The sequence below is a fragment of the Galbitalea soli genome (assembly GCF_010686725.1).
In the GTDB taxonomy this organism is placed as follows: Bacteria; Actinomycetota; Actinomycetes; order Actinomycetales; family Microbacteriaceae; genus Galbitalea; species Galbitalea soli.
The window spans coordinates 295,280-320,693 of the sequence record NZ_JAAGWZ010000002.1 but is presented as its reverse complement, the minus strand read 5'-3'; the positions used below and the strand labels follow the sequence as shown (position 1 = coordinate 320,693).

Here is a 25,414-nt window from a genome sequence, read left to right as displayed (position 1 = left end):
CCTTTCGCCACCGCGTTAGCGGCGACGACCCTTCTTGTCGTCCTTCTCGTGTCCACGGAAGGTGCGGGTGGGCGAGAACTCTCCGAGCTTGTGCCCAACCATGGTCTCGGTGATGAACACCGGGATGTGCTTGCGACCGTCGTGCACCGCGATGGTGTGACCCAGCATGGCCGGGATGATCATCGAGCGGCGCGACCAGGTCTTGATCACGTTCTTGCTGTTGGCCTCATTGGCGACGACGACCTTGCGAAGCAGGTGCTCGTCGACGAAGGGGCCCTTCTTCAGACTGCGTGGCATCTTCTTGACTCCTACTTACGCTTCTTGCCGGCGTTGCGACGACGGACGATGAGCTGATCGCTTTCCTTGTTGGCGTGGCGCGTGCGGCCTTCCTTCTGGCCCCACGGGCTGACCGGGTGGCGTCCACCGGAGGTCTTGCCCTCACCACCACCGTGCGGGTGGTCGACCGGGTTCATGGCGACACCACGGACGGTCGGACGAACGCCCTTCCACCGCATACGGCCGGCCTTGCCCCAGTTGATGTTCGACTGCTCGGCGTTGCCGACCTCGCCGATCGTGGCGCGGCAGCGCACGTCGACGTTGCGGATCTCGCCCGAGGGCAGGCGGAGCTGCGCGTAGGGGCCGTCCTTGGCGACGAGGCGGACCGAGGCGCCGGCGGAGCGGGCCATCTTGGCGCCACCGCCCGGCTTGAGCTCGATCGCGTGGATCACGGTACCGACGGGGATGTTCTTGAGCGGCAGGTTGTTGCCCGGCTTGATGTCCGCCCCGGCGCCCGACTCGACGATGTCGCCCTGGCTGAGCTTGTTGGGGGCGATGATGTAGCGCTTGGTGCCGTCCACGAAGTGGAGGAGGGCGATGCGCGCGGTGCGGTTCGGGTCGTACTCGATCTCCGCGACGCGGGCGTTGACGCCGTCCTTGTCATTGCGCTTGAAGTCGATCACGCGGTACTGGCGCTTGTGGCCACCACCGATGTGACGGGTCGTGATCCGACCGGCGTTGTTGCGGCCACCGGTCTTCGGCAGGGGGCGCAGCAGCGACTTCTCCGGGGTGGAGCGGGTGATCTCGGCGAAGTCTGCCACCGAGGAACCGCGACGACCGGGAGTCGTGGGCTTGTATTTGCGAATAGCCATGATTTTTCCCTCGCGTCCCTAGCCGACAGCCGTGAAGATGTCGATGGAACCGGACTTGAGCGTGACGATCGCACGCTTGGTGTTCTTGCGGCGGCCGATGCCGAACTTCGTGCGCGTGGCCTTGCCCGGACGGTTGAGCGTGTTGACCGAGTCGACCTTCACACCGAAGATCTTCTCGACGGCCAGCTTGATCTCCGTCTTGTTGGCACGGGGGTCGACGACGAAGGTGTACTTGCCGTCGTCGATCAGGCTGTAGCTCTTCTCGGAGACGACGGGCGCGATGATGATGTCGCGCGGGTCCTTGTTGACGCTGGTCATGCGCTGACCTCTTCCTTCTTGGTCTTGGCGGCGACGAACGCGTCGAACGCGGACTTGGTGAAGACGATGTCGTCGCTCACGAGCACGTCGTAGGCGTTGAGCTGGTCCCACGTGAGCACGTGAACGGAGGCGATGTTGCGCACCGACTTCTGCGAGAGGGCGTCATCACGGTCGAGCACGATCAGCACGTGCTTGCTCGTGGCGATGCCGTCAAGGAGGGCGACCACGGCCTTGGTCGAGGGGGCGTCGCCGAGGGCGAGCGACTCGACCACGTGCAGGCGGTCACCGCGGGCGCGGTCGGAGAGAGCACCGAGCAGGGCTGCGGCGATCATCTTCTTGGGGGTGCGCTGCGAGTAGTCGCGCGGGTGGGGTCCGTGGACGATGCCACCGCCGGTCATCTGGGGCGCGCGGATCGAGCCCTGACGAGCGCGACCGGTTCCCTTCTGCTTGAACGGCTTGCGACCGGCACCGGACACCTCGCCGCGGCGAAGGGTGTTGTGCGTACCCTGGCGCGCCGCAGCGAGCTGGGCGACGACGACCTGGTGGATGAGCGGGACGTTGGTCTGAACGTCGAACAGGTTCTCGGGCAGCTCGACGCTGCCCGACTTCTTGCCCTGGACGTCGACGACATCAAGTGAGGTAGCCATGGAAACTACGCTCCCTTCACTGCGTTGCGAACGAAGACGATACGGCCACGAGCACCGGGAACCGCGCCCTTGACGAGCAGCAGACCCTTCTCGAGGTCGACCGAGTGGACCTTCAGGTTGAGCACCGTCACGCGGTCGCCACCCATGCGGCCCGCCATGCGCATGCCCTTGAAGACGCGGCTGGGGGTCGAGGAGGCGCCGATGGAACCCGGCTTGCGGTGGTTGCGGTGCGCACCGTGCGACGCCGAGACACCCTTGAAGTTGTGCCGCTTCATGACACCGGCGAAGCCCTTGCCCTTGCTGGTGCCGACGACGTCGACCAGCTGGCCGGCCTCGAAGCGGTCGACGGTGAGCTCCTGGCCCAGCGCGTATTCGCTCGTGTCCTGCGTGCGCAGCTCGGTGAGGTGACGACGCGGGGTGACGCCCGCCTTGTCGAAGTGACCGGCCGTGGGCTTGTTCACCTTGCGGGGGTCGATCTGCCCGTAGGCGATCTGGACGGCCGAGTAGCCGTCGACCTCGGGGGTGCGCAGCTGCGTGACCACGTTGGGCGTGATCTCGACGACGGTGACGGGAATGAGCTTGTTGTTCTCATCCCACACCTGGGTCATGCCGAGCTTCTTGCCCAGCAGGCCCTTGGTTGCCTTGTGTGTAGACATGGGTTTCCTTTACGGCGTGAGCTAGAGCTTGATCTCGATGTTGACGTCCGCCGGCAGGTCGAGACGCATGAGCGAGTCGACGGCCTTGGGCGTCGGGTCGATGATGTCGATGAGACGCTTGTGGGTGCGCTTCTCGAAGTGCTCGCGGCTGTCCTTGTACTTGTGAGGGGAGCGGATCACGACGACCACGTTCTTCTCGGTGGGCAGCGGCACGGGCCCGACGACGGTCGCCCCTGCGCGGGTCACCGTGTCGACGATCTTGCGCGCCGAGCTGTCGATGACCTCGTGGTCATACGACTTAAGTCGAATGCGGATCTTTTGTCCCGCCATGTCTGACTCTCTCTCTTTCGTACGGAGTGCATCCGTGTGGATGCCTGCGCTGCGTAAAAATGCTGTCGAGATCTGCGCGCCGAAGCTCACGGATCCCATCGGCACGGTTGATGACGCACCACTGTTTATCTGTCAAGTACTGCTGATTCGCCCCGCCCCACCCGCGCGGCTCCCCCGGCACGCGAGTGAACGCGCGTCGATAGGAGCAACAGTGGGGTTTGGCTAAGCTGTGTTCTTCCCCCCGCGGCCTAGGTCATCAGCGCCCGGATTCTCGGAGAGAATCGGCACCGGCCTATGCACTGCCTGGTGGTGATCCGCACGCTGCATGAGCGGCGAAATGTTGAACTAGACGAGTTTGCCACACTCCGGGCATTGCTGCAACCCGGGCGTGTCGCGGCACGGCTCAGTCGACGACGGGCAGCGTCACGATCGCCTCGACACCGCCGTCGGGGCGCGGCAGGAGCCGGACATCCCCGCCACCGCGCACCACGATCGCCTTGACGATGGCGAGCCCGAGACCGCTGCCGCCGAGTCCGTCCGCGCGGCCGCGCGATGCCTCCGAACGCGTGAAACGATTGAACGCGACCGGGATGAACGACGCCGGCATGCCGTGGCCCGAGTCGCGCACGCGCAGCACCCCCGTCTGCCCCTCGCGACCCAGCGAGACCACCACCGTCGAACCCCGTGGAGACGCCGCGATGGCGTTCGCGACGAGGTTGTCGACGAGGCGCGAGAAGTCGGCCGTCGAGATCGGCAGCCGCACCGCCGGGTCGAGCGTCACCCCCGCGAAGTCGACGGTGACCGAGTACCCGGAGGCGAGGAGCACCGCCCGGTCCATGGCCGCGAGGAACTCGGCGATGATCTCCTCGCCCGACGTCACCGCGACGGGCCCCGCCGACTCGATGCTCGACAGCGCGAGCAGGCTCGTGGCGAGAGAAGACAGGCGGTCGAGCGTCGACTCCGCCTCGCTGATCTCGCGTTCGAGCGCCACCGCGTCACCGCTCGAGAGGTGCGCGAGCTGCAACTGGGTTTTGAGGACCGCGATCGGAGTGCGCAACTCGTGGCTCGCATCCGCCACCATCTGCCGCTCGCGGTCGTTCGAGGCACGCACGGAGGTGATGAAGGCGTTGAGAGTCTCGGCGAGCTCCGACAGCTCGTCGCGCACCGGGCCGACCGGCAGGGTGTCGGCACCGCCCGCCGACGACAGCTTCCGTGCGCGCTCGCGCATCCGGCCCACCGGGCGGAGGGCCAGCCCCGTTCCCACCCAGGAGGCGAGGCCGAAGGCGGCGACGAGCACCAGGCCGACGATCACCTCGACGACGCCGATGCCGCCGCGCACAACGGCCTCGGTGGCGCGATTGCGGGCCGCCACCACGTGCCAGGTGCCGCCCCGCCCCCGCACCGCCTCGCTCACCACGTCGTAGACGGTGGATGCCGTGGTCACCCGGTGCACCCCCGCCGGCATCGCGGTGAGCCTGGGCAGCTCGACCGTCAGGGCCGTCGACAGGCTCGACACGCGCACGACTCCCGCGGGATCCACGACCGCGACGATCTGGCCCTCACCCGGTGGATCGAAGGCGGTGGTCGCCCCCGCCTGCACGGCGGCCTCGTACGGCGCGACATTGCTGGAGAGCAGGGAGCGCGTGGACGAGGTGACCACGGCATCCAGCCCCAATTGGAAGCCCAGCCCCGCGACGATCATGATGACCGCGCCGGCGAGCACGCTCCAGACGGTGATCCGGGCTCGGATGGTGCGGCCGCGCAGCCACCTCACTCCACGAGCTCGAGCCGGTAGCCCGCGCCGCGAACGGTCACGATCTTCACCCCGCTGGTCTGCGGATCGATCTTGCGGCGCAGGTAACTGATGTACTGATCGACGATGTTGGGGTCGATGTGCTGCGTGGTGCCCCACACCTGCTCGAGGATCTGGGTGCGACTCACCGGATTGCCCACGTCGCCGGCCAGCAGACGCAGTAGCGCGAACTCCTTGGGGCTCGCCGGGATCACGGTGTCGCCACTGGTGATGCGCAGCATCTCGGAGTCGAGGAGGAGCCGGCCGACCGTGATCCGCAGGCGATCGCCCCCGGTGTGCCGCCGCAGCATCGCGCGCAGACGAGCGGAGAGCTCCTCGAAGTCGAAGGGCTTGGTGAGATAGTCGTCCGCCCCGCTGTCGAGACCGAACACCCGATCCTTCACGGCGTCGCGCGCGGTCAGCAGCAGGATCGGGGCCGAGATGCCGGATGCCCGGACTCGACGGCAGATCTCGAAGCCGCTCATCCCGGGCAGCATGACGTCGACGACCATGCCCGAGACGGGTTCGCGGGAGGCCGCGATCAGCGCGTCGACGCCGTTGTCGACCGCGCTGACCGCGTAGCCCTCGGCCGTGAGGCCCCTCTCGAGGAGGTTCCTCATGATGGGATCGTCTTCGACGACCAGGACGAGCGGTGCAGAGGTCACAGGGCGATACTCCCACGGCGGGCGGCGGGCGGCACCAAACTGTGTGGTCTCTCAGCCGCCGCCGCCCGTCGCTGTCAGTTCGCCGGGCCGACCGCCAGGTCGTCGAAGCTGATCGTCTGGGGGAAACCGGTGGTCGTGGATCCGAGGTAGACACCCACGCCGACCGCACCCGGACCCTGCAGCGCGGCCGTCGAGTCGGTCGCCGTCACGAGCCAGGTCGTGGGCTCCGGCGTGCCGTCCACCCAGACGCGGGCGCGGAGTGTCGTAGGCGCGGTGCCGACCGCCTGAACACGGATGTGCAGCTTCTGACCGGTCACGTAGCTGAGACCGCTCGCCTTGCCCGCGATGGTGCCGGCAGGGCTCAGGAGCTGCAGCGTGATCGCGTTGGTCGTCGGCGCGACGACGACGCGGGCGAGGTACTCGCTCGTGCTCACCGTGCGCGCGATGAGCGACACGTAGGCGTTGCCGCCCGCCACCGGCGCGCCGAGCGATGCCGTGACCGTCGCGTCGGTGTTCGTCGCGCTGTACTGGGTGAGCTTCTGAGTCATGTACCCGACCGCCTTGGGCAGCGTGACGCTGCCCACCCCGTTGCCGACCGCGAAGTAGGAGGCCGTGCCGCTCAGCGTGTAGCTGCCGCCCACGTCGGCCGCACCCCAGCCGCCCGTGACGGTGCGGCCGAAGGCGTCGGATGCCGTCGCCGCGGCGGTGACAGTGACCTGCTGCGTCACCGTGTTCGTTCCGCCGCTGTTGTCGGTGACGGTCAGCGCGACGGGGTAGGTGCCCGAGGCGGCGTAGCTGTGCGACGCGGTCGCACCGCTCGCCGTGGTGCCGTCACCGAAGTCCCAGGCCCAGTTCGTGATCCAGCCGTCCGGGTCGGTCGATCCGCTGCCGTCCACCGACGCCGTCAGATCGCTCGTCGACGCGGTGAAGGATGCGGTGGGCAGCTGGTTCGTCGGCGCGGTTCCCTGCGTGGTCACCGTGACCGGCGCCGAGGTTGCGACATTCCCGAAGGGGTCGCTCGCCTGCACCGTGTAGGTGTACGCCGTGCCCGGAGTTCGCCCGGTGTCGGTGAACGTCATGGTCGACAGCTGGTAGAAGCGCGAGTTCTTCGTGAGGGTCGCGATCGGCGCCACTGTTCCGCTGCGGAACACCTTGTAGCCGAGCACCTCGTTGTCGCGGTCCCAGTTCGTGGTCCAGCTCAGCTTGACGCTGCTCGACGAGAACGAGTTCGCCGTGACCGGGAAGGCGGTGTCGCTCAACTGCGGACCGTCCTTGTTGGGCGCGATGCTGCTCACGGCGAACCGCACGAGTCCCTGCTGCGCGGTCTCGTTGACCGCCGTGAACTCCCCGCCGTAGACCACGTACTGGCTGTTGCCCGTGACGAACCAGGGGCCCTGCTGCTGGCCCGTGTAGGTGCCGGCATTGATGGTGGGGAAGAAGTTGACGAGGTCGGGCTTCGGCTTGCCCTGGTAGTTGTAGTAGCCGTTTGCGGTGTTGCGGCTCACCGTGCCATCGACGTACTTGGTGAAGGCGAGCGCGCGGTGGTTGACGCGCGGGTTGACCTCGGGGAAGCCGCCGATCGTCGCGCAGGTGTGGGGGTGGCCGGCGACATACTCGAGCCCGTTGCCCGGGTAGACGGAGTAGGTGTCGCCGTGGCAGTCCTCGATCCAGATGAGCGAGCCATCGACCCAGCTCGCGCGGAACGAGCCCTCCATGTTGCCGCCGGATCCGAAGACGAATCCGGAGCCGTACAGGCTGTCGCCGTCCGAGACGAGCGATTGGATGCCCGCGTTCGCCCCGCCATCGCGGATGAGGGAGTTGACCACGAACGGCAGTGCGACCGATCCGTCGCCGGTGGCGGAGACCATGCCGAGGCCGTATCCAGGGTTGGAGCCGCCGTCGAACGTCGTGAATTGCCCGCCGATCGCCAGCTTCGAGCCGTCCGGCGACAGCGCCATGGTGGCGACCGCCCCGCCGGCGGCGACCGGGGCCCACGGCAGCACGGCGGCGTTCGAGGCCGCGACGGCGGCGAGGTTGTAGCGCGTGATCGAGCCCAGCGCGCCGAACGAGCCACCGAAGTACACGGTGTCGTTGGTGGCGACGATCGCGTTGACGCGGTAGTTGGGCTTGGGCACGAAGCCGGACACCAGGGTTCCGGTGGAGACGTTGAACGCCGCGATGCGGTAGCGGTTCACACCGTTGATCTGTGTGAAGAGGCCGCCGACGTACAGGCGGGTGCCGTCGGGAGACGCGGCGAGGGTGCGCACCGCGCCGTTGACGGTGGGTGCGAACGTCGTGATGAGGTTGCCGGTGGTCAGGTCGAACGCCAGCAGGTTGCTGCGCGGAACGGTGTTCACGCCCAGGGGCGACCCGGCGGGGCGCGCGGTGGTGAACTCTCCGCCGGCGTACACGGTGTTGCCGATGATGACCTCGGACCAGACGACACCGTCGATCTGAACGGTGGGCAATGGATCGGTCGACACCGTCGGCGGCTCCACCGGATTGGCGGGGGCGGTATCGGCCGCCGCGGTGCCAACCGGACTCAGTAGGCTGAGAACGAGGGCTGCGACGGCAGCGGAGGTCGCGGAAAGACGGGCAAGACGTTTCGGGTACGCGCGGGTAAACACGGGGGCCTCATTCGGGTAGCACGAAGCAATTCGGGTAAGAACTCGCACTGGGTGATGCGAGGGATCGGGTTGGCGCTGATAATACCGCCTCGGCGGCTGCCAGCGCCAGCCCGCGCTCAGTTCGCGGCGGTCACCGCGAGGTTGTCGAAGGTGAAGACACGCGGCAGTCCCGTGGACGAGCTCGACAGGTAGGCTCCGAGTCCGACCCCGCCCGTCGTCTGCAACGCGGAGGTGGAGTCGCTCGCGGTCACGGTCCACGCGCTCGGCTCCGCGGTGCCGGTCGCCCACACTTTCGCGCGGAGCGTCGTCGGCGAGACCCCGCTCGCCTGCACGCGCACCGTCAACTGCTGACCCGTGGTGTAGCTGAGCGGCGTCTTCACCGCGGCGAGCGTCGTGCCCGCTGCGAGAAGCTGCAGCACGACGGTGTTCGTGGTGCTGACCGCGACACGCGCCTGGTAGTCGCTCGACCCGACCGAGCGCGCGATCACCGACACGTAGGCGGTGCCGCCCACCACCGGCTGACCCAGGGCGGTGCTCACCACCACGTTGGAGTTGTTCGAGGCCAGCTGAGCGAGGTTCGCCCGCACATATGCGCCCGCCACGGGGAGCGTGATCCGGCCGAGCCCGCCGCTGACGGAGAAGTCCGACGCGGTGCCGCTGAGGCTCCACGGCCCACCGCTGTCGGCGGATCCCCAGCTCGAGCTCGTCGTGCGCGAGAAGGTGTCACTCGCCGTCGTCGCCCCCGCGGTGGCCGAGACCGTCACACTCTTCGACGCCGTCGACTTCGCGCCGTTGTTGTCGGTCACCGTGAGGCTCACGGTGTAGGTGCCCGCGGTCGCGTAGCTGTGGCTCGCGGTCATCCCGGTCGCCGTGCCCCCGTCACCGAAGGTCCAGGCGTATGACGCGATGGTGCCGTCGGGGTCACTCGACGCCGAGCCGTCGACGGCGAGCACGAGTTTGGTCGCCGTGGCGGTGAAGGATGCCGTGGGCGCCTGGTTGGTGCCGCCCGATCCCAGCGTGGTCACCGAGACCGGCGCCGAGACGGCGATGTTGCCGAAGGGATCGACCGCCTGCACGGTGTAGCTGTAGCTGGTGCCCGCGGCGCGCCCGGTATCGGTGAAGCTCATCGCGGAGAGCTGGTAGAGCCGGGAGGTCTTCGTCAGGGTGGCGATCGGCGCGGCGGTGCCACTGCGGTAGATCCGGTAACTCAGCACCTCGTTGTCACGATCCCAGTTCGTGGTCCAGCTCAGCTTGATGCTGGACGAGCTCAGCGCGGCCGCCGTGAGCGGGAACGCGGCTCCGCTCAGCCGCGGTCCATCCTTGTTCGGGGCGATGCTGCTCACCGCGAATCGCACCAGACCCTGCTGCTTGATGCCGTTGACCGCGGTGAACTCACCGCCGTAGACGACGTACTGGCTCGTGCCGGTGACGTGCCAGGGGCCCTGATTCTGTCCCGTGAATGTTCCCGAATTGATGTCGGGGAACCAGTTGATCTCATCGGGCTTGGGATTGCCGCCGAAGTCGTAGTAGCCACTGTTGACGTTGTGTTTCACCACGCCGTCGGCATAGCTCGTGAAGGCGATGCCGCGGCGATTGACGCGGGGCGAGACCTCGGGGAAGCCGCTGATGTTGTTGCACATGTGCGGGTGCCCCGCGATGTACTCGAGACCGCTGGTCGCGAACACCGAGTAAGTGTCGCCGTGGCAGTCCTCGACCCAGATGAGCGAGCCGTCGACCCAGCTGGCCCGGAAGGAGCCCTCCAGATTGCCGCCGGATCCGAACACATAGGCGGAGCCGTAGAGGCTCGTGCCATCCGACACGAGGGATTCGATCGCGGCGTTGGCTCCGGCATTTCGGATGAGCGAGTTGACGAGGAACGGCAGCACGGTGGTACCGGTATCGAGCACGGAGGCCATGCCGAGTCCATAGCCAGGATTGGCGGACCCGTTGAGAGTGGTGAAGGCGCCGCCGAGTGCCATCTTGGTGCCATCGGGAGACAGCACCATGGCGTTGACGCCGCCGCCCGCGGCGACCGGCGCCCACGGGAGGAGTGCCCCGGTTGCCGCGCTGACCGCCGCGGCGTTGGCTCGCGCCACGGAGCCCACGGAGCTGAAGGAACCGCCGAAGTAGACGGTGTCGGCGGTGGCGACGATCGCGTTCACGCGGTAGTTGGGCTTAGGGACGAAGCCCGGGATGAGCGTGCCCGAGGCCACGTCGAAGGCCGCGAGGCGATACCGCGCGAGACCGTTGATCTGGGTGAACAGACCGCCGACGTACAGTCGGGTGCCGTCGGGCGAGGCGGCGAGAGACTTCACCACCCCGTTGACGTTCGGGGCGAAGGACGAGACGAGCACGCCGGTGCTGAGGTTGTAGGCCAGGAGGTTGTAGCGGGGAGAGGTGTTGGTGCCGGGGGCCGCACCCGCCGGGCGCGCGGTCGTGAACTGGCCGCCCGCGTAGACCGTGTTGCCGATGACGATCTGAGACCAGACGACTCCGTCGATCTGCGTGGTGGGCAGGGGGTCGGTGGAGACCGAGGCGGGTTCGCCCGCCTTGGCCGGCGCGGTGTCGGCGACCGCAACAGCGGGGGGCGTGAGGAGCGCGGCCATGAGAGCGGCGATCGCGACTCCGACGCCGACGGCCGGGCGGACGCGGGCGCGGCGGGCGGCGGTGCCGGGATCGGTGTCGGGTGCGATGTCGGGCGCGGGGGCGCGGCGGGCAGCGGCGTCGGTCACGGTGGCGCGGCGGGAGGGGGCACGACGGGCAGGCAGGAACAAGGTGGCCTCTTTCGGGATGAAGAAGCAGGTCGGGTTTCAACTCGCTAGGGGAATGTCGAGTATTGCTTGTTGTCGTGACTGTACTGCGGCCTCTCCTCCCGCGCCAGAGCCAATGTGCACGTTCCAATCACGATCTGGACACGAGGGCGGGGCGAGAGGGCTCTGGGGGCGGGGTCTCGACCTCTCTCAGTGGTAGAGCAGGGCGCGGAGCTCCGACTCGGCGGCGGCGAGACGCGTGCGGTCGATCATCCGCCCGTGTTCGAACTCGTCGACGACCCGCGGGTCGACGTAGCTGGAACGTGCGATCGCTGGGGTGTTGCCCAGCACCGCGGCGGCGTCGCGCATCGCCTGTGCCACCGCGCGACGACGGGCCGTGCGGGTCGACGCGTCGCTGCGCGCGAGACTGACGGCCGCCGCGACCGTGCCGTGCAGGGTGCGGAAATCCTTGGCGCTGAAATCGCCGCCCGTCCGCTCGCGAACGTAGCCGTTGAGCTCGGCGGCGGCGATCGGATGCCAGCCCCGCGCATCACGGTGGGCGAGCAGTCGCGCCCGCCCACCGCGCGACTTCATGCGTCGAAGCGCGGCGGCGAGGTCGGGATCGGCGAGCTCGCTCTCCCAGCTCTGTCCGCTCTTCGCGGGGAATCGAAGACGGACGGTGTCGCCGCTGAGCTGGGCGTGCGCGCACAGGAGCGTGGTGAGGCCGAAGGAGCCGTGCAACTCGGCATAGCGCTCGGAGCCGACCCGCAGGTGGCCGGAGTCGAGCATGCGGAACCCCGCGGCGAGCGCCCACTCGCGGGAGAGGTCATCCGCGCGCAAGGCGATCGTCACCTGTCGGCGCGCGGTGGGCAGCGACTCCGCGAGGGCGAGGGCGCGGTCGAACTTCAGCCGGTCCTTCTGCTCGCGCCAACTCGGATGGTAGAGGTACTGCCGCCGACCCGCCGCATCGATCCCGGTCGCCTGAATGTGGCCGTTCGCGTGCGGAGCGATCCACACCTCCGTCCAGGCGGGCGGGATGGCCAGGGCGTCCAGTCGCGCGCGGAGCTGCGGGTCGCCGACGGTGACCCCGTTCTGGTCGCGGTAGGAGAACCCGCGCCCCGCGCGAACCCGGGCATAGCCGGGACCGGTGGAGTCGCTTCGGCGCAATCGGGGCATGCCTCAGGTCTATCAGCGCCCGCCCCGCACCGGCAGGGCTTGCGCGGCCGGGGCAGAGGCCCCAGACGCAGAACAGGGCCGGACCCGAAGGCCCGACCCTGTTCGACGGTGCTACTGAATTACTTCAGAACCTTGGTCACCGTGCCGGCGCCGACGGTGCGGCCACCCTCACGGATCGCGAAGCCGAGGCCCTCTTCCAGCGCGATGGGCTGGATGAGCTCGACGGTCATACCGGTGGTGTCGCCGGGCATCACCATCTCGGTGCCCTCGGGCAGCGTGATGACGCCGGTGACGTCGGTGGTGCGGAAGTAGAACTGCGGACGGTAGTTCGCGTAGAACGGGTTGTGACGCCCACCCTCATCCTTGGACAGGATGTACGCGGTGCCCTCGAAGTTCGTGTGCGGGGTGACCGAGCCGGGCTTGACGACGACCTGGCCGCGCTCGACATCCTCACGCTTCGTACCACGGAGCAGGAGACCACAGTTCTCGCCGGCCCACGCCTCGTCGAGCTGCTTGTGGAACATCTCGATACCCGTGACGATCGTCTTCTGCGTCGGGCGGATGCCGACGATCTCGACCTCGGAGTTGATCGCGAGGGTACCGCGCTCGGCGCGACCCGTCACAACCGTTCCACGACCGGTGATCGTGAAGACGTCCTCGATGGGCATGAGGAACGGCTTGTCCTTGTCGCGCACCGGGTCCGGAACGGACTCGTCGACGGCCTCCATGAGGTCGAGGATGGACTGGGTCCACTTCTCGTCACCCTCGAGGGCCTTCAGCGCCGAGACGCGGACGACGGGGGCGTTGTCGCCGTCGAAGTCCTGGCTCGACAGCAGCTCGCGAACCTCGAGCTCGACGAGCTCCAGGATCTCCTCGTCGTCGACAGCGTCGGACTTGTTGAGTGCAACGAGCAGGTACGGAACGCCGACCTGCTTGGCGAGCAGCACGTGCTCACGGGTCTGAGCCATCGGGCCGTCGGTCGCCGCAACCACGAGGATCGCGCCGTCCATCTGAGCAGCACCGGTGATCATGTTCTTGATGTAGTCGGCGTGACCGGGGGCGTCGACGTGAGCGTAGTGACGCTTCGGGGTCTCGTACTCGACGTGCGAGATGTTGATCGTGATACCGCGCTGGCGCTCTTCGGGAGCGGAGTCGATCGACGCGAAGTCGCGCTGAACGTTCGTCTTCGAGGGGTACTTGTCAGCAAGCACCTTGGAGATCGCCGCGGTCAGCGTGGTCTTTCCGTGGTCGACGTGACCGATGGTTCCGATGTTTACGTGCGGCTTCGACCGCTCGAACTTGGCCTTAGCCACAGTGGGTCCTCCTCAGGACTCTGGTGCGAGCATCCGACGGTTTTCGGATGCCTGCGTTATTGGTGTGTTGTTATGTTACTCGGGCTCGGTGAGCCTTCGTTGTCAGGGTCCCCCCACAGGGGAGGGATCCGGCGGGGCGACGCCGCACGCGACGGCGCCCCACCGACGAGCAGTGTGTCTACTCGCCCTTGTTCTTCTGGATGATCTCGTCGGCGACTGCCTTCGGGACCTCAGCGTAGGACTCGAAGGTCATCGAGTACACGGCGCGGCCCGAGGTCTTCGACCTCAGGTCACCCACGTAGCCGAACATCTCCGACAGCGGCACGTTGGCGCGAACGACCTTGACGCCGGTCGCATCATCCATGCTCTGGATCTGACCGCGACGCGAGTTCAGGTCGCCGATGACGTCGCCCATGTACTCCTCGGGCGTGCGCACCTCGACGGCCATCAGCGGCTCGAGCAGAACGGGTCCGGCCTTGCGAGCGGCCTCCTTGAAGGCCATCGAGCCGGCGATCTTGAAGGCCATCTCAGACGAGTCGACATCGTGGGCGGCACCGTCGAGCAGGATCGCCTTGACACCCACCATGGGGTATCCGGCGAGAACGCCGACGTGCAGCGCGTCTTGGATTCCCGCGTCGACCGACGGGATGTACTCGCGCGGAACGCGACCACCCGTGACCTTGTTCTCGAACTCGTAGATCTTCTCGGCCGTGATCTCCAGCGGCTCGAGCGAGATCTGCACCTTCGCGAACTGGCCGGAGCCACCCGTCTGCTTCTTGTGCGTGTAGTCGTGCTTCTCCACGACGCGGCGGATCGTCTCGCGGTAGGCCACCTGGGGCTTGCCGACGTTCGCCTCGACGTTGAACTCGCGCTTCATGCGGTCGACGAGGATGTCGAGGTGAAGCTCGCCCATTCCCTTGATGACCGTCTGGCCGGTGTCCTGGTTCTGCTCCGTGCGGAAGGTCGGGTCCTCTTCAGCGAGCTTCTGGATCGCGATGCCCAGCTTCTCCTGGTCGGCCTTGGTCTTCGGCTCGATCGCGACCTCGATTACGGGCTCCGGGAACGTCATCGACTCGAGGACGACCTGCTGCGCGGGGTCGGAGAGGGTGTCACCGGTGGTGGTGTCCTTCAGGCCGATGACCGCGTAGATGTGGCCGGCGCTCATCGCCGTGACCGGGTTCTCCTTGTTGGCGTGCATCTGGAAGATCTTGCCGATGCGCTCCTTCTTGCCCTTCGTCGCGTTGACGACCTGGGCGCCGGACTCGACCTCGCCGGAGTAGACCCGGACGTAGGTGAGGCGACCGAAGAAGGGGTGCACGGCGACCTTGAAGGCCAGTGCGGCGAAGGGGTCGCTCGACACCGGGTGGCGCTCGATGACCTTCTCCTCGTCACGCACGTCGTGACCCTCGACCGCGGGCACGTCGAGCGGGCTCGGCAGGTAGTCGACCACCGCATCCAGCATCGGCTGCACGCCGCGGTTCTTGAACGCGGAGCCGCAGAGCACGGGGTAGATCTCGCTGGCAACAGTGAGCTTGCGGATCGCGCCCTTGATCTCGGCGACGGTCAGCTCCTCGCCGCCGAAGAACTTCTCGAGCAGCACGTCGTCGGTCTCGGCGACGGTCTCGAGCAGGATCTGGCGGTACTCCGCCGCCTTCTCGACGAGGTCGGCCGGGATCTCCTCGATGGTGTACTTGGCACCCATCTCGACGTCACCCTTGGAGTCGCCGCGCCAGGTCAGCGCGCGCATCTCGACCAGGTCGACGACACCCTCGAAGGTGTTCTCGAACCCGATGGGGAGCTGGATGACGAGCGGCTTGGCGCCGAGGCGCTTGATGATGGTGTCGACCGTGAAGTAGAAATCGGCGCCGAGCTTGTCCATCTTGTTGACGAAGCAGATGCGGGGCACGTCGTACTTGTCGGCCTGACGCCACACCGTCTCGGACTGGGGCTCGACGCCCTCCTTGCCGTCGAACACCGCGACGGCACCGTCGAGGACGCGGAGCGAGCGCTCCACCTCGACCGTGAAGTCGACGTGCCCGGGGGTGTCGATGATGTTGATCTGGTGCTTGTTCCAGAAACAGGTCGTCGCAGCGGACGTGATCGTGATGCCGCGCTCCTGCTCCTGCGCCATCCAGTCCATCGTCGCGGCGCCGTCGTGCACCTCACCGATCTTGTGGGTGATGCCCGTGTAGAAGAGGATGCGCTCGGTGGTGGTGGTCTTGCCGGCATCGATGTGCGCCATGATGCCGATGTTGCGGACCTTGTTCAGGTCGGTGAGCACGTCTTGTGCCACGGGGGTTCCTTACTTTGGAAGTTTGACGTGTGGTGTGGGTGCCGAGCGCACGGCGCGGCCCGTGAGGGGCCGCGCCGTGGACATCGCCGGGCGGGTCACCACCGGTAGTGCGCGAATGCCTTGTTCGACTCAGCCATCTTGTGGGTGTCCTCGCGACGCTTGACGGCGGCGCCGAGTCCGTTCGACGCGTCGAGGATCTCGTTGGTGAGACGCTCGGTCATCGTCTTCTCGCGGCGGGCCTTGGCGTAGCTGGTGAGCCAGCGGAGGGCGAGGGTGTTGGCGCGGTGAGGCTTGACCTCGACGGGCACCTGGTAGGTCGATCCACCGACGCGGCGCGACTTGACCTCGAGGGTCGGGCGCACGTTGTCGAGGGCCTTCTTCAGGGTGACGACCGCATCCTGGCCGTTCTTGGCCGACACGCCCTCGAGTGCGCCATAGACGATGCGCTCGGCGAGACCCTTCTTGCCGTCAAGAAGGATCTTGTTGACGAGCTGGCTGACGATGGGGGCTCCGTAGACCGGGTCCGCAACTACGGGACGCTTCGGTGCTGGTCCTTTACGTGGCATTACTTCTTGTCCATCTTCGCTCCGTAGCGGCTCCGGGCCTGCTTACGATTCTTCACTGCCTGGGTGTCGAGCGCGCCGCGCACGATCTTGTAGCGCACACCGGGGAGGTCCTTCACACGACCACCGCGGACGAGCACCATCGAGTGCTCCTGCAGGTTGTGGCCCTCGCCCGGGATGTACGCCGTGACCTCGGTACCGTTGGAAAGCTTGACGCGAGCCACCTTGCGAAGGGCCGAGTTCGGCTTCTTCGGGGTGGTCGTGTAGACGCGCGTGCAGACGCCGCGCTGCTGGGGGTTGGACTTCAGGGCGGGCGCCTTGGTCTTGACGACCTTCGCGCTGCGGCCCTTCCGCACCAACTGCTGAATGGTGGGCACTACATAACTCCTTGGATTTACTGCACGGTGACAGCTGCTACTTGATGATTAGCATTCGCGCGGCCACGCCTGGCGGCTGCGCGAGTTCAATTGGACCAAACGCGTCCCCCGCATTTTCCGGAGGACTGATTGGTATGCCGTGGGGGCCACTCGACGCTGGTGGTGCAATGCGACGAGTGAACCCAGCCTGGTTACGACGGTGCCGTCGACCCCGGCCCCACCCGACTCGCTCGCACGATATCCGGCATGGCAGGAGCGCACGACACAGCGCACACCCGATAAACACTAGCCGCGCGCATCCCGCGGGTCAAATGGTTCCGCTCCGGGCGGAACGGTGGGATGACCGGACTACGCCGCGCGCGCCGCGTCGTACTCGGCGCGCTTCGCCTCCGCCTCACGATCGAACTCCTCGCGAGCCGCGACGTTCCGCGCCTTCACCCGCCGGCCTCGTGCCGCGATCGCCGCGCCGAGCCAGAGCGCAACCTCTCGGGCGAGCAGCGCCGAGGCGATGACGAAGGGGTTGATCGCCAGCGAGGCGAGCAGGTGATTGGCCTGCTGCGGGGTCGCCTGCACGACGTTGCTCTCGAGGAGGAAGACGACGATGCTGCCCGCGTAGGTGAGCACGCCCACGAAGAGGCTGCCGAGAACCCAGGCCCACCATCCCGCGCGATTGAGCAGGAGCGCGAGCAGGATGAAGAACAGGAGGAAGAAGAGGCCGGGCACCCAGAACACCGTGCTGGAGAGGAAGCCCGTGAACGACTGCGCGAAAAAGCCCGTCGGTGCGGTGAGGGTGAGGATGACGATGGCCGCGACGGCGTACAGCGCCGCGAAGACGATCGTCGCGACGATGGCGAACAGCACGCCGAAGCCGCGGTTGCCCTTGCGGCGCGGGGGTGTCGGGGCCTCGACGTAGACATAGCGGTTATCGGGCGCGGGGGTCGGGATCGGCGCCGCGGCGACCGGGGCGGGCTCGGGGGCAGCCGCGCGTTCGGCGGCGACGGCGGGTTCGGGAGCGGCGGCGACAACGGGAGTCGCTGCGGCGGCCTCCGACACCGGCGCCTTCTCGGAGGCGGCGGGCTCCACCAGCGGAGCGGGCTCGACCGCGGGCGCCGGCTCGACGAGGGGCACAGGCTCCGCAACGGGAGCGGCGGGCTCGACGGCGGTCGCGGGCTCGGCCACGGCACTGGTGGGCTCAGCGGGCGGAGGGGTCTCCCCCACGGGCACCGCGGTCTCCGCCGGTACTGTCTCGTCGGGCCTCGGGGTCGTGTCGCTCACGGGAGTGCTCCTCACCGGCCCTCGTCGGCATCCACCCGGTTGGGCACGAGCGATGGAGGGCGACTGTTGTGAGAGTCACTCTATCGTCGCAGGACCGCCGGGCGACCCCTTGACGGGCCGCCCGGCGGTACCTTCGATTCGGAACTCGACGTCGTCGCTACGGCGTCGGTGTCGCACTCGGCGTGGCCACCGGCGTCGCGGTGGCGCTCGGCTTCGGGGCCGCGGTGGTGGTCGCCGTGCCCTTGAGCGCGAAGACGTCGCCGGTGAGGGTGGCCTCGTACTGGCCCGGCGTGCTGTTGCTCTCGGTCGCGGTCGCCTGGGTCACGAGGTAGAGACGCTCTCCCGTCTGCAACGCGGCGGTGAAGGCCAACACGTTCGGGAAGGAGCCGGTGACGTTCAGCACCACGGGGATCATCACGAAGTTGCTCCCCGCTCCCGCTCCGGGCACCGCGGTCGCCGTCGCGCCGGCGGCGGCCGTGGCCACCGGGGTCGGCGTCGCGGTGGGCGTCGTCGATGCGGGCGCGGAGGCGGCTCCCGTCGCCGGGGTGGCGGCATTCACGTAAACGGTCGCCGCGTTCACCGTCGCGCTCGTCAGAGTCACGTGATGGGCGGTGGTGAGCGTGTCGATCTCTTTGAGGAACGCGTCGATGTCGCCATCGCTCGGAATCGACTGGCGCAGCGAGTCGAGATTCGCCTGCAGAGTGCCGATCTGAGCGAACTGCTTCTTCAGGGTGACGAGCTGCAGCTCGCTCGAGTGGTTGTTCGCACTGATCGACTGCGCCTGACTGCTCGCGGCCGTTGCCTGATCGAGGATCGGCGAGATGCCGACGAACCATCCGGCGAGTGCGACGATCACCATTGCGGCGACCGCCCCGATGATCCAGAGTCTGTCCTTATTCATGGCCTGCTCCTACTTCGTCGCGGTCACGAAGCGCTTCGCGAGCGCACCGTCATTGATGTGGATGTCGACGACGACCAGGTAGTCAGGGCTGCCCTGGTCGAGAGTCACGGATTCCGGCGTCGCGTCGACGAATCCGGGCAGCACGTTCAGCGAGGCGAGCCACCCCGAGATCTGCTGCTGCGGAGTCGAAACCGTGAGCTTGAGCGTCGCGATGCGCGGGCCCTGCAGCGGGTCGACGTTGGCCGGCTGCGCCGCGAACGGGGCGTCGATCCCCGCCGAGAACGCGGTGATCTTCATGGACGCGGGCAGGGTCTTCTGGATGTCAGCGATGTAGGGCGCCCAGGCGATCTCCTGCGCCGTCGCGAGCGCCTGTGACTTGGTCACCGCGACAACGTCGGCCTTCACCTTCAACACGTCGCCGTATTGACGCTGCTGTGCCAACAGGTCGGTCGCTTTGAGTTGCGCCTCGGTCAAGGCGAGCTGCGAGCCGACGAGCGACACCATGGCGAGCGCGACTCCGGCAGCGACGACGACGACGACCCCGATGAGGCCGAGGCCCAGCCGCCGACGGAGGACGCGGGCGCGCTTGCGTGCCCCGACCTCCGGGGGGAGCAGGCTGACCCGGGGCTCGCCGCCGATGCGCAGCACGTCCTGGGTGCGCGCACTGCGGGCGGCCGCACGGGTTCCCGGCGCCTTCTTCTCGGGCTTGGTCTTCACTGTCGTACTCATGCTGCACTCCCCAATGCCAGGCCGAGCGCGACGACCATGCCGTCGTTCTCGCCCCGTGCCGTCTCCTCGGCCAAGGTGCGATTCACCGTGATGGTCTCGAACGGGTTCCCGGCGGCGACGGGGATCCGCGTGTTGTCACCGAGCGCCTGCGCGAAGCCGATGAGCTTCGAGCCGCCGCCGGTCAGGATGATCTGACGCACCGGATCCTGTGGGCGGGTGCCGGCGAAGTAGTTGATCGTGTTGCGAATGCTGTTGAGCAACTCGCCCGCGACGCGGTAGATGACCTCGACGACCGGCCGGTTCTCCACCGCGACCCCGACCGTGCTGAGCCCGAGGGCGCGCTTGGCCGTCTCCGCCTGTTCGGTGGTGAGGCTGAGCTCGCTGCGGATCGCCTCGGTCACGTCGGCACCGCCGGAAGCGATGATGCGCACGAACTGCGGCACCCCGTCCTTCGCGATCACCACGGTCGAGGTGCTCTCTCCGATCTCGATCACGGCAACGGTGCCGCGGCCGTGCGCCCCGCGGAGGAACACGCGGCTGAGTGCGAAGGGGATGAGGTCGACATCGGTCGGGTTGAGGCCCGCGAGCTCGGCGGCCTTGACGTTCGCCACCACCGACTCCTTGACGGCGGCCACGAGCAGTCCGTTGACCATGGTGCCGACCTCCGACTCGGTCTCCGAGATCGGGTAGAAGTCGAGCAGCGCGTCCTCGACGGCGACGGGCAGCATCTCCTGCACCTGGAAGGGCAGCGACTCGCGGATGCGCTCGATGCTCATCTTGGGCACCGTGAGGTCACGCGCGAGCACCCGGTGATTGCCGATGCCGAGCACGACCTCTCTGCTGGTGAATCCCCCGGTCGACCACAGCTGCCGGAGCGCGGTCGACACGGTCGATGGTTCCAGCACCTCGCCGCGCGACACCGCGCCCTCGGGCAGTGGAACCGACTTGTAGCGCACGACACTCGGCCGCGCCTTGGTGGCATCACTGACCTCGACAGCTCGGATACCCGAGTTGCTGATGTCGATGCCGACGATGTTCTTTGCCACGTTATCCCCTGTTTTCTACTGAACTATCCCGACAACCCCAGGGCCGACAGATAGCCGGTCCAGAGCTGGTCCCCTGCGAAGATTCCGATCCAGGCCCCCGCGAGCATCCACGGTCCGAACGGGATGCCCGACCGCCGCCCCGCGCGTCGGCTCACGATCAACGCCATCCCGAACACGCCGCCCAGGATGAACGCCGCGAAGGCCCCCACGAGCAGCGATCCCCACCCGCTCCAGCCGAGGTACAGCCCCAGGACGCCGGCGAGCTTGACATCGCCGAGGCCCATCCCGCCCCGGGACACGAGCGCGAGCACGAAATAGAGCGCAGCCAAGGCGACCACGCCGGCGCCGCCGCGCAGGAGGGCATCCCAGTGACCCCCGACGAGCGCAGCCGCGCCGAGGAGAACGGCGCCGACCGCGTAGGCGGGCAGCACGATCGCGTTCGGCAGGCGGTGGGTCTCGAGGTCGATGAGCGCGAGCGCGACACTGATCGCGGTGAGGTAGAGGAAGGCGACGAGCGCGAGCGCGGCCGACACGGCACCCGCGACGGTGTGCGCCGAGGAGATCGAGGGCGCGAAGAACGCGGCCACGACGCCGAAGAAGACGGCGGTTCCCGCCTCGACGAGCGGGTACCGCACCGAGATGGGCGCCTTGCACTGCCGGCAGCGACCGCCCAGCAGGAGCCACGAGACGACCGGGATGTTGTCGTAGCCCTTGATGCCGCTGTGGCAGTTCGGGCACGCGCTCGCGGGCGCCACGAGCGACATGCCGATCGGCACGCGATAGACGACCACGTTGAGGAAGGAGCCGATGAGAATGCCGAAGAGCGCACCCGAGGCGACGATGGCGATCCCTGCTGTCATGATCTGCGCGCCCATCACTTGTAGGTCCCGTTGGAGGCGAACGCGGCGGGCGTGTCGATCCAGGTGGTCACACCATACGTCGTGGTGACCGGTGACAGATACTTCGGCGGGGCCGTGTATTTGAGCCGCGCGTCGTACACGTAGTTCTTGGCGTAGCCCGTCACGGTCGTTCCGCCGGAACCCGTTCCCACCGGCCCGCGGAACTTCTGCGCGATCGCGCCGTTGACCGTGAGGGTGCCCCGCGGGGAGCCGGTCGAGAAGTTCTGCACCTGGAAGGTGTGCGCGACCGAGAGGATGGCGGCGTCGATGCGCCGGCCGGAGTCGGTGAGCAGGTTGGTTCCCGAGGAGTTGACGGGGTTCCAGACCCACACTGCGTTATTGCCGACGAGCCCGAGCATGTCGGTGCTCGAATCGTTGTACTGCAGATCGCCGGTCACGTAGACGTAGTTCTCGGCGGCGATCGACATCTGGCCGCTCAGCGTGCCCTTGACGAAGACGTCGCCGTTCGTGCATCCGTAGGGCGTGCCCGAGGGCGCGGTCTCGCCCGACATGGGGTAGCCGATCCCGTTTCCGGTCGACGTTCCGTTGGCGCCCTTGCAGGTGGTCGGGGCGGGAGTGGCGGCGGGCCAGAAATTGGGGTCGCTCGAGCTCGCGGGCTGGTTCTGCACGTAGAAGACGGCCTTGGTGGGCGGCGTGAAGGTCGCGCCGGTGGCCGAACCCAGCTGGCCCGCTCCGGTGCCCGGCGTGCCACAGGCGGCCGCGTTGCTGCCGGAGGTGGCCGGGTCGCCCGCGACGCGGGTGAACCGGGTCCACGGTGAGCGCACCGTGACGGTTCCGTTCGCATTGAGGACGACGCTCGTGGCGCCCGTGTAGAGGCAGCCCGGGTTCGGTACGTCGGCGGGCAGGTCGGTGCGCACTTCCTTCTTCATCTGCGAGTTCGTGGTCGGCACCCCGACGACCGGGCTGTAGTACGGCGCGCCCGAGTTGAAGGTGCCGGCCGTGCATCCCGCGGGGATCGTGTAGTAGAGCCCACCCGACGCCGTGCTGTTGCCGGTGTTCACGATTCCGTCGAAGGTCGAGCCGCAGATACGCAGGGTGTCATTCGAGTGCACGGGGCCCTGGATGTGGTCGGCACCGCTGAACTGGATGACCGAGCAGCTCGAGGAGCGCCCCGCCCAGGCGTACTTCACGCAGGACACGGGGTCGCCACTGAGGGCGGGGTCCTGGATCTCGTAGTCGGTGAAGTAGAGAAAGTCGATGAAGCCCTGCTGCTTGAGGTTCGCGATGATGCTGCGCGTGACACCGCCGGCGAGGCCGGTCGAGCGGATGCGCACGATGCCCGTGGACAGGTACTTGGTCGTGTCGATCTCGTACCGGAACTTCGCGGCCCCGTTGCTTCCCGGCACGACGGCCCAGGTCGAGTTCGCCCCCGTGTCGAGACTGAAGGCGGGATTGACCTGACCGGTTCCGGTCGGGAGCGTCACCGCGCTTCCCGCACCGAACTGCGCGGCCGGATTGCCGTACTGGAAGTAGGAGCTGTCGGTCGCCAGCCGGCTCTGGTACTCCTCGATGCCCGCGTACGCCGCGGCCTCCGCGGCGGCCCAGGCCACGTCCTGCTTGGACTTGTTCAGCACGCTCACCGAGTAGGTCGCCGCCACCGACGCCAGGATCATGAGAATCGCGCCGATCGCGATCACGATGACGAGGGCGAACCCCTCGTCATTCCGACGCAGACGCAGTCGCTGTGCGAGCAGACGGATCACGGCATGTCCTGTCCGGTTCGAGCGAGCCCGAGGTTCGGGAGCCCCACTGTGTTGGAGATGGTCATGGGGCTCGAGGCGCCACCGCCGGCACCGCTCGCGCCCTTGATCTTCATGGTCACCGTGACGGCGGCGACCTGCGGCAGCTGGCTCGCGGTCAGGCCCCCGCTCGGCACGGTGAGGTAGGTGCCGTTGGTGACCGTCTGGTAGCTGAAGAGCGGGCGCTCGCCCGCGGACGGCGCGATGACCGCCCCCGTGAGGATGCGCGTGACGGAGGGGGTGCTCGCGAACGACCAGAACCCGTTGGTGGCGGTGCCCGCGTAGCGCTGCTCGACGAGCTGGCGGCTCGCATTGAGCGAGAAGGTCACCTTGACGGGCGCGGGGGTGGTCGCGTTCGCGTCCACGTAGCTGTAGACGGTGAGGGTCTCCACGTCGGCGGTGACGAAGGCCGGGTCGTTGATCGGATGCCCGAGCACCGGGTTCGTCGCGGCGAACCGCAGCACCTTCGAGATCTCGTTCATGCCGAGGGACGAGAGCTTGACGTTGCTGTCGACCGCTCCCGCGAGCGTGATCGAGCGGGAGAGCGTGGAATAGGCGCTCACCACGAGCGTGAGCAGGATCGAGAAGATCAGGGTCGCGACGAGCAGCTCGATGAGCGTGATTCCGCGGTCGTCGCCGCCGGCGAGTCGCGCCCTCGTGCGGTCGAGGGCGGAGCGCAGTCGCGTCACGGTGCCACCGCCCGCGGGTCGAGGGTGAGGGTGCCACCGTTGCTCGAGTTGGTGCCGCCGCTGCCCGTGATCGTCGTGAGGTTGGCAGTGGCGACGCGCGTGGTGAGGATGCCGAAGAGAGTGCTCGTGTAGATCTTGTACGTTCCCCACGGCAGGGCGAAGTTCTTCGTGGAGCTCGTCGTCGCCGGGAACTTGTAGGTGTACGTGGTGGGACTCGCGTCGGCGGCAGCGCACCCGGGGTCGCCCGAGGCCGCGGGGCCGGAGAGCTGCACGGCGGTGACGTAGACGCCGGCCGCGATCGACTTGACGGTGAACACTCCCATCGGCACCGCCGCGGCCGCAGAGCCGCCCGGGGTGACCGGAGTGGACGGGGCGTTCCCGGCCAGAACGGTCGTGTTGTTGAGCGCGGTGCCCGCGCTCCACTGGCTGGGATCGGGGGCCGCGCAGCCGCCGCCCGCAGTGGCGGGATCAACGTACTGGCCGGCGAGCACCTTGTAGCCGGACGGGAAGGGATACAGGTTGACGCCGGAGGCCGTCACGGGTGTGGTCGCGGTGTACGTGCCGTAGGTGCTCACGAAGCTCGTGGGGAGATTGCTCGGGGTCAGCACGCTGCCCGAGTAGTTGGAGGCGTAGCTCGTGGTGAGGTTGCCGCTCTGGTCGAACTGGAAGCCGACGGAGGCGGCGCCCGCCGCCTGCACGCCGACGGTGACCGTCGCGGTGGCCGACTGATTCACGTCGACGTAGCCCGCGCGCGAGATCTTCACGTCGTAGTTGCCGGGAGTGACCGACAGGATGTAGGTGCAGCCCTCGGGGTCCGTCGGGTCGGGCGCGCTCGTGAGCGCGGTCGCCCCGTTGGGAGTCGCGGAAGGCGTGGCGGTGACGGTCACGCCGGAGGTGCCCGTGCCGGCCGAGCCGACGACCGAGACGAGGATCGTGCCGTGCGTCTGGTCGTTGATACGGGTGCCCGGGTCGATCAGGGTGTCGGACTGCACGGGCGCGGTCGTCGAGGTCATGCCGTCCCACGTCACGTCGACGTTGACCCGCTTGTAGCGAAGCACGCCACCCCCGGTGCCGCACCTCTGATTGACGGTGCCGTCGGTGACCCAGGATGCGGTGCGGGCCACGTGGAAGGTCGTGCCGTTCACGACGGTGTCGTAGTTGTCGCTGTAGAGATCGAAGAGATTGTCGATCGAGCGGTCGAGGTCGATGTCCTGGGCCGCGAGGTTGGCCGCCTGCTCCCGGGCCTGAGCCTGGTCGGCGACGCGAAGAGTGGAGGCGACCGTGAAGGCCACGCCGAGAGCGATGACGGAGAAGATCACGACCGCGATCAGCACCTCAATGAGGCTGAGGCCGTCGTCGTTGCTGTCCTTCATGTCACCCCCCCCGGGATCGAGCTGTGCGGAGCTGTTCTCCGCGAGGCCGGCTTGCGGTGCCGACGGACCGTGGTACCGCGAGATGGC

The 25,414-nt window shown here is 67.8% G+C and carries 23 protein-coding genes; all 23 read right to left on the bottom strand.

Translation table 11 applies throughout. The features are described 5' to 3' along the window. Nucleotides 1–15: 15 nt before the first annotated feature. The 23 genes from rpsS to G3T37_RS07500 all read right to left on the bottom strand — a co-directional run bounded on the left by rpsS (nt 16) and on the right by G3T37_RS07500 (nt 25,327). On the bottom strand, nt 16–297 hold the full coding sequence (gene rpsS / locus G3T37_RS07610; protein ID WP_163472902.1) for a 30S ribosomal protein S19: 282 nt from the start codon (nt 295–297) through the stop codon (nt 16–18). Nucleotides 298–308: 11 nt separating this feature from the next. Continuing rightward, a complete protein-coding gene (gene rplB / locus G3T37_RS07605) occupies nt 309–1,148 on the bottom strand; it encodes a 50S ribosomal protein L2 (RefSeq protein WP_163472901.1) in 840 nt (279 codons plus the stop codon). 18 nt (nt 1,149–1,166) lie between these two features. After that, on the bottom strand, nt 1,167–1,466 hold the full coding sequence (gene rplW, locus G3T37_RS07600; protein WP_163472900.1) for a 50S ribosomal protein L23: 300 nt from the start codon (nt 1,464–1,466) through the stop codon (nt 1,167–1,169). Further along, nucleotides 1,463–2,113 carry a 50S ribosomal protein L4 gene (rplD, locus tag G3T37_RS07595; RefSeq protein ID WP_163472899.1) on the bottom strand — a complete coding sequence of 217 codons (651 nt, stop codon included), beginning with the start codon at nt 2,111–2,113 and terminating at the stop codon, nt 1,463–1,465. Before rplD ends, rplW begins: the two co-directional genes overlap by 4 nt. 5 nt (nt 2,114–2,118) lie before the next feature. Beyond that, on the bottom strand, nt 2,119–2,769 hold the full coding sequence (gene rplC / locus G3T37_RS07590; RefSeq protein ID WP_163472898.1) for a 50S ribosomal protein L3: 651 nt from the start codon (nt 2,767–2,769) through the stop codon (nt 2,119–2,121). A 21-nt stretch (nt 2,770–2,790) separates the two neighbouring features. Further along, nucleotides 2,791–3,099, bottom strand: coding sequence for a 30S ribosomal protein S10 (gene rpsJ, locus G3T37_RS07585; RefSeq protein ID WP_021010896.1), 309 nt, complete (start codon nt 3,097–3,099; stop codon nt 2,791–2,793). Between the two features lie 403 nt (nt 3,100–3,502). Next, the gene (locus G3T37_RS07580; protein WP_163472897.1) at nt 3,503–4,873 is read right to left on the bottom strand and encodes an ATP-binding protein; all 1,371 of its coding nucleotides are present in this window, start codon (nt 4,871–4,873) and stop codon (nt 3,503–3,505) included. Then, a complete protein-coding gene (locus G3T37_RS07575; protein ID WP_338401212.1) occupies nt 4,870–5,556 on the bottom strand; it encodes a response regulator transcription factor in 687 nt (228 codons plus the stop codon). The genes G3T37_RS07580 and G3T37_RS07575 overlap by 4 nt, the downstream gene beginning before the upstream one ends. Nucleotides 5,557–5,630: 74 nt before the next feature. After that, a complete protein-coding gene (locus G3T37_RS07570; protein WP_163472896.1) occupies nt 5,631–8,024 on the bottom strand; it encodes a PKD domain-containing protein in 2,394 nt (797 codons plus the stop codon). 275 nt (nt 8,025–8,299) lie between these two features. Beyond that, nucleotides 8,300–10,957, bottom strand: coding sequence for a PKD domain-containing protein (locus G3T37_RS15120; protein ID WP_163472895.1), 2,658 nt, complete (start codon nt 10,955–10,957; stop codon nt 8,300–8,302). Between the two features lie 186 nt (nt 10,958–11,143). Beyond that, nucleotides 11,144–12,109: a DNA topoisomerase IB gene (locus G3T37_RS07560; RefSeq protein WP_163472894.1), complete on the bottom strand. Its 966-nt coding sequence runs from the start codon at nt 12,107–12,109 to the stop codon at nt 11,144–11,146. A 119-nt stretch (nt 12,110–12,228) separates the two neighbouring features. Then, nucleotides 12,229–13,422 (bottom strand): elongation factor Tu, encoded by a 1,194-nt coding sequence (gene tuf / locus G3T37_RS07555; protein ID WP_163472893.1) that lies wholly within the window; start codon nt 13,420–13,422, stop codon nt 12,229–12,231. Between the two features lie 178 nt (nt 13,423–13,600). Next, nucleotides 13,601–15,715: an elongation factor G gene (gene fusA, locus G3T37_RS07550; protein WP_163472892.1), complete on the bottom strand. Its 2,115-nt coding sequence runs from the start codon at nt 15,713–15,715 to the stop codon at nt 13,601–13,603. A gap of 95 nt (nt 15,716–15,810) precedes the next feature. Next, nucleotides 15,811–16,281, bottom strand: a complete 471-nt coding sequence (gene rpsG, locus G3T37_RS07545; RefSeq protein ID WP_163472891.1) for a 30S ribosomal protein S7 — start codon at nt 16,279–16,281, stop codon at nt 15,811–15,813. Beyond that, nucleotides 16,281–16,655 carry a 30S ribosomal protein S12 gene (gene rpsL / locus G3T37_RS07540; RefSeq protein ID WP_163472890.1) on the bottom strand — a complete coding sequence of 125 codons (375 nt, stop codon included), beginning with the start codon at nt 16,653–16,655 and terminating at the stop codon, nt 16,281–16,283. Before rpsL ends, rpsG begins: the two co-directional genes overlap by 1 nt. Nucleotides 16,656–17,003: 348 nt before the next feature. Beyond that, complete coding sequence (locus G3T37_RS07535; RefSeq protein WP_163472889.1) at nt 17,004–17,930, bottom strand: hypothetical protein; 927 nt, start codon at nt 17,928–17,930, stop codon at nt 17,004–17,006. A gap of 157 nt (nt 17,931–18,087) precedes the next feature. Then, nucleotides 18,088–18,831, bottom strand: coding sequence for a hypothetical protein (locus tag G3T37_RS07530; RefSeq protein WP_163472888.1), 744 nt, complete (start codon nt 18,829–18,831; stop codon nt 18,088–18,090). Nucleotides 18,832–18,840: 9 nt separating this feature from the next. After that, complete coding sequence (locus G3T37_RS07525; protein ID WP_163472887.1) at nt 18,841–19,560, bottom strand: hypothetical protein; 720 nt, start codon at nt 19,558–19,560, stop codon at nt 18,841–18,843. Next, nucleotides 19,557–20,606 carry a type IV pilus assembly protein PilM gene (pilM, locus tag G3T37_RS07520; protein ID WP_163472886.1) on the bottom strand — a complete coding sequence of 350 codons (1,050 nt, stop codon included), beginning with the start codon at nt 20,604–20,606 and terminating at the stop codon, nt 19,557–19,559. Before pilM ends, G3T37_RS07525 begins: the two co-directional genes overlap by 4 nt. A gap of 23 nt (nt 20,607–20,629) precedes the next feature. Next, entirely contained in the window at nt 20,630–21,466 is an 837-nt protein-coding gene (locus G3T37_RS07515; protein ID WP_163472885.1) for a prepilin peptidase, read from the bottom strand. Nucleotides 21,467–21,480: 14 nt separating this feature from the next. Continuing rightward, a complete protein-coding gene (locus tag G3T37_RS07510) occupies nt 21,481–23,229 on the bottom strand; it encodes a hypothetical protein (protein ID WP_163472884.1) in 1,749 nt (582 codons plus the stop codon). Continuing rightward, entirely contained in the window at nt 23,226–23,954 is a 729-nt protein-coding gene (locus tag G3T37_RS07505) for a prepilin-type N-terminal cleavage/methylation domain-containing protein (protein WP_163472883.1), read from the bottom strand. The genes G3T37_RS07510 and G3T37_RS07505 overlap by 4 nt, the downstream gene beginning before the upstream one ends. Further along, a complete protein-coding gene (locus tag G3T37_RS07500) occupies nt 23,951–25,327 on the bottom strand; it encodes a prepilin-type N-terminal cleavage/methylation domain-containing protein (RefSeq protein WP_163472882.1) in 1,377 nt (458 codons plus the stop codon). The genes G3T37_RS07505 and G3T37_RS07500 overlap by 4 nt, the downstream gene beginning before the upstream one ends. Nucleotides 25,328–25,414 lie beyond the last annotated feature (87 nt).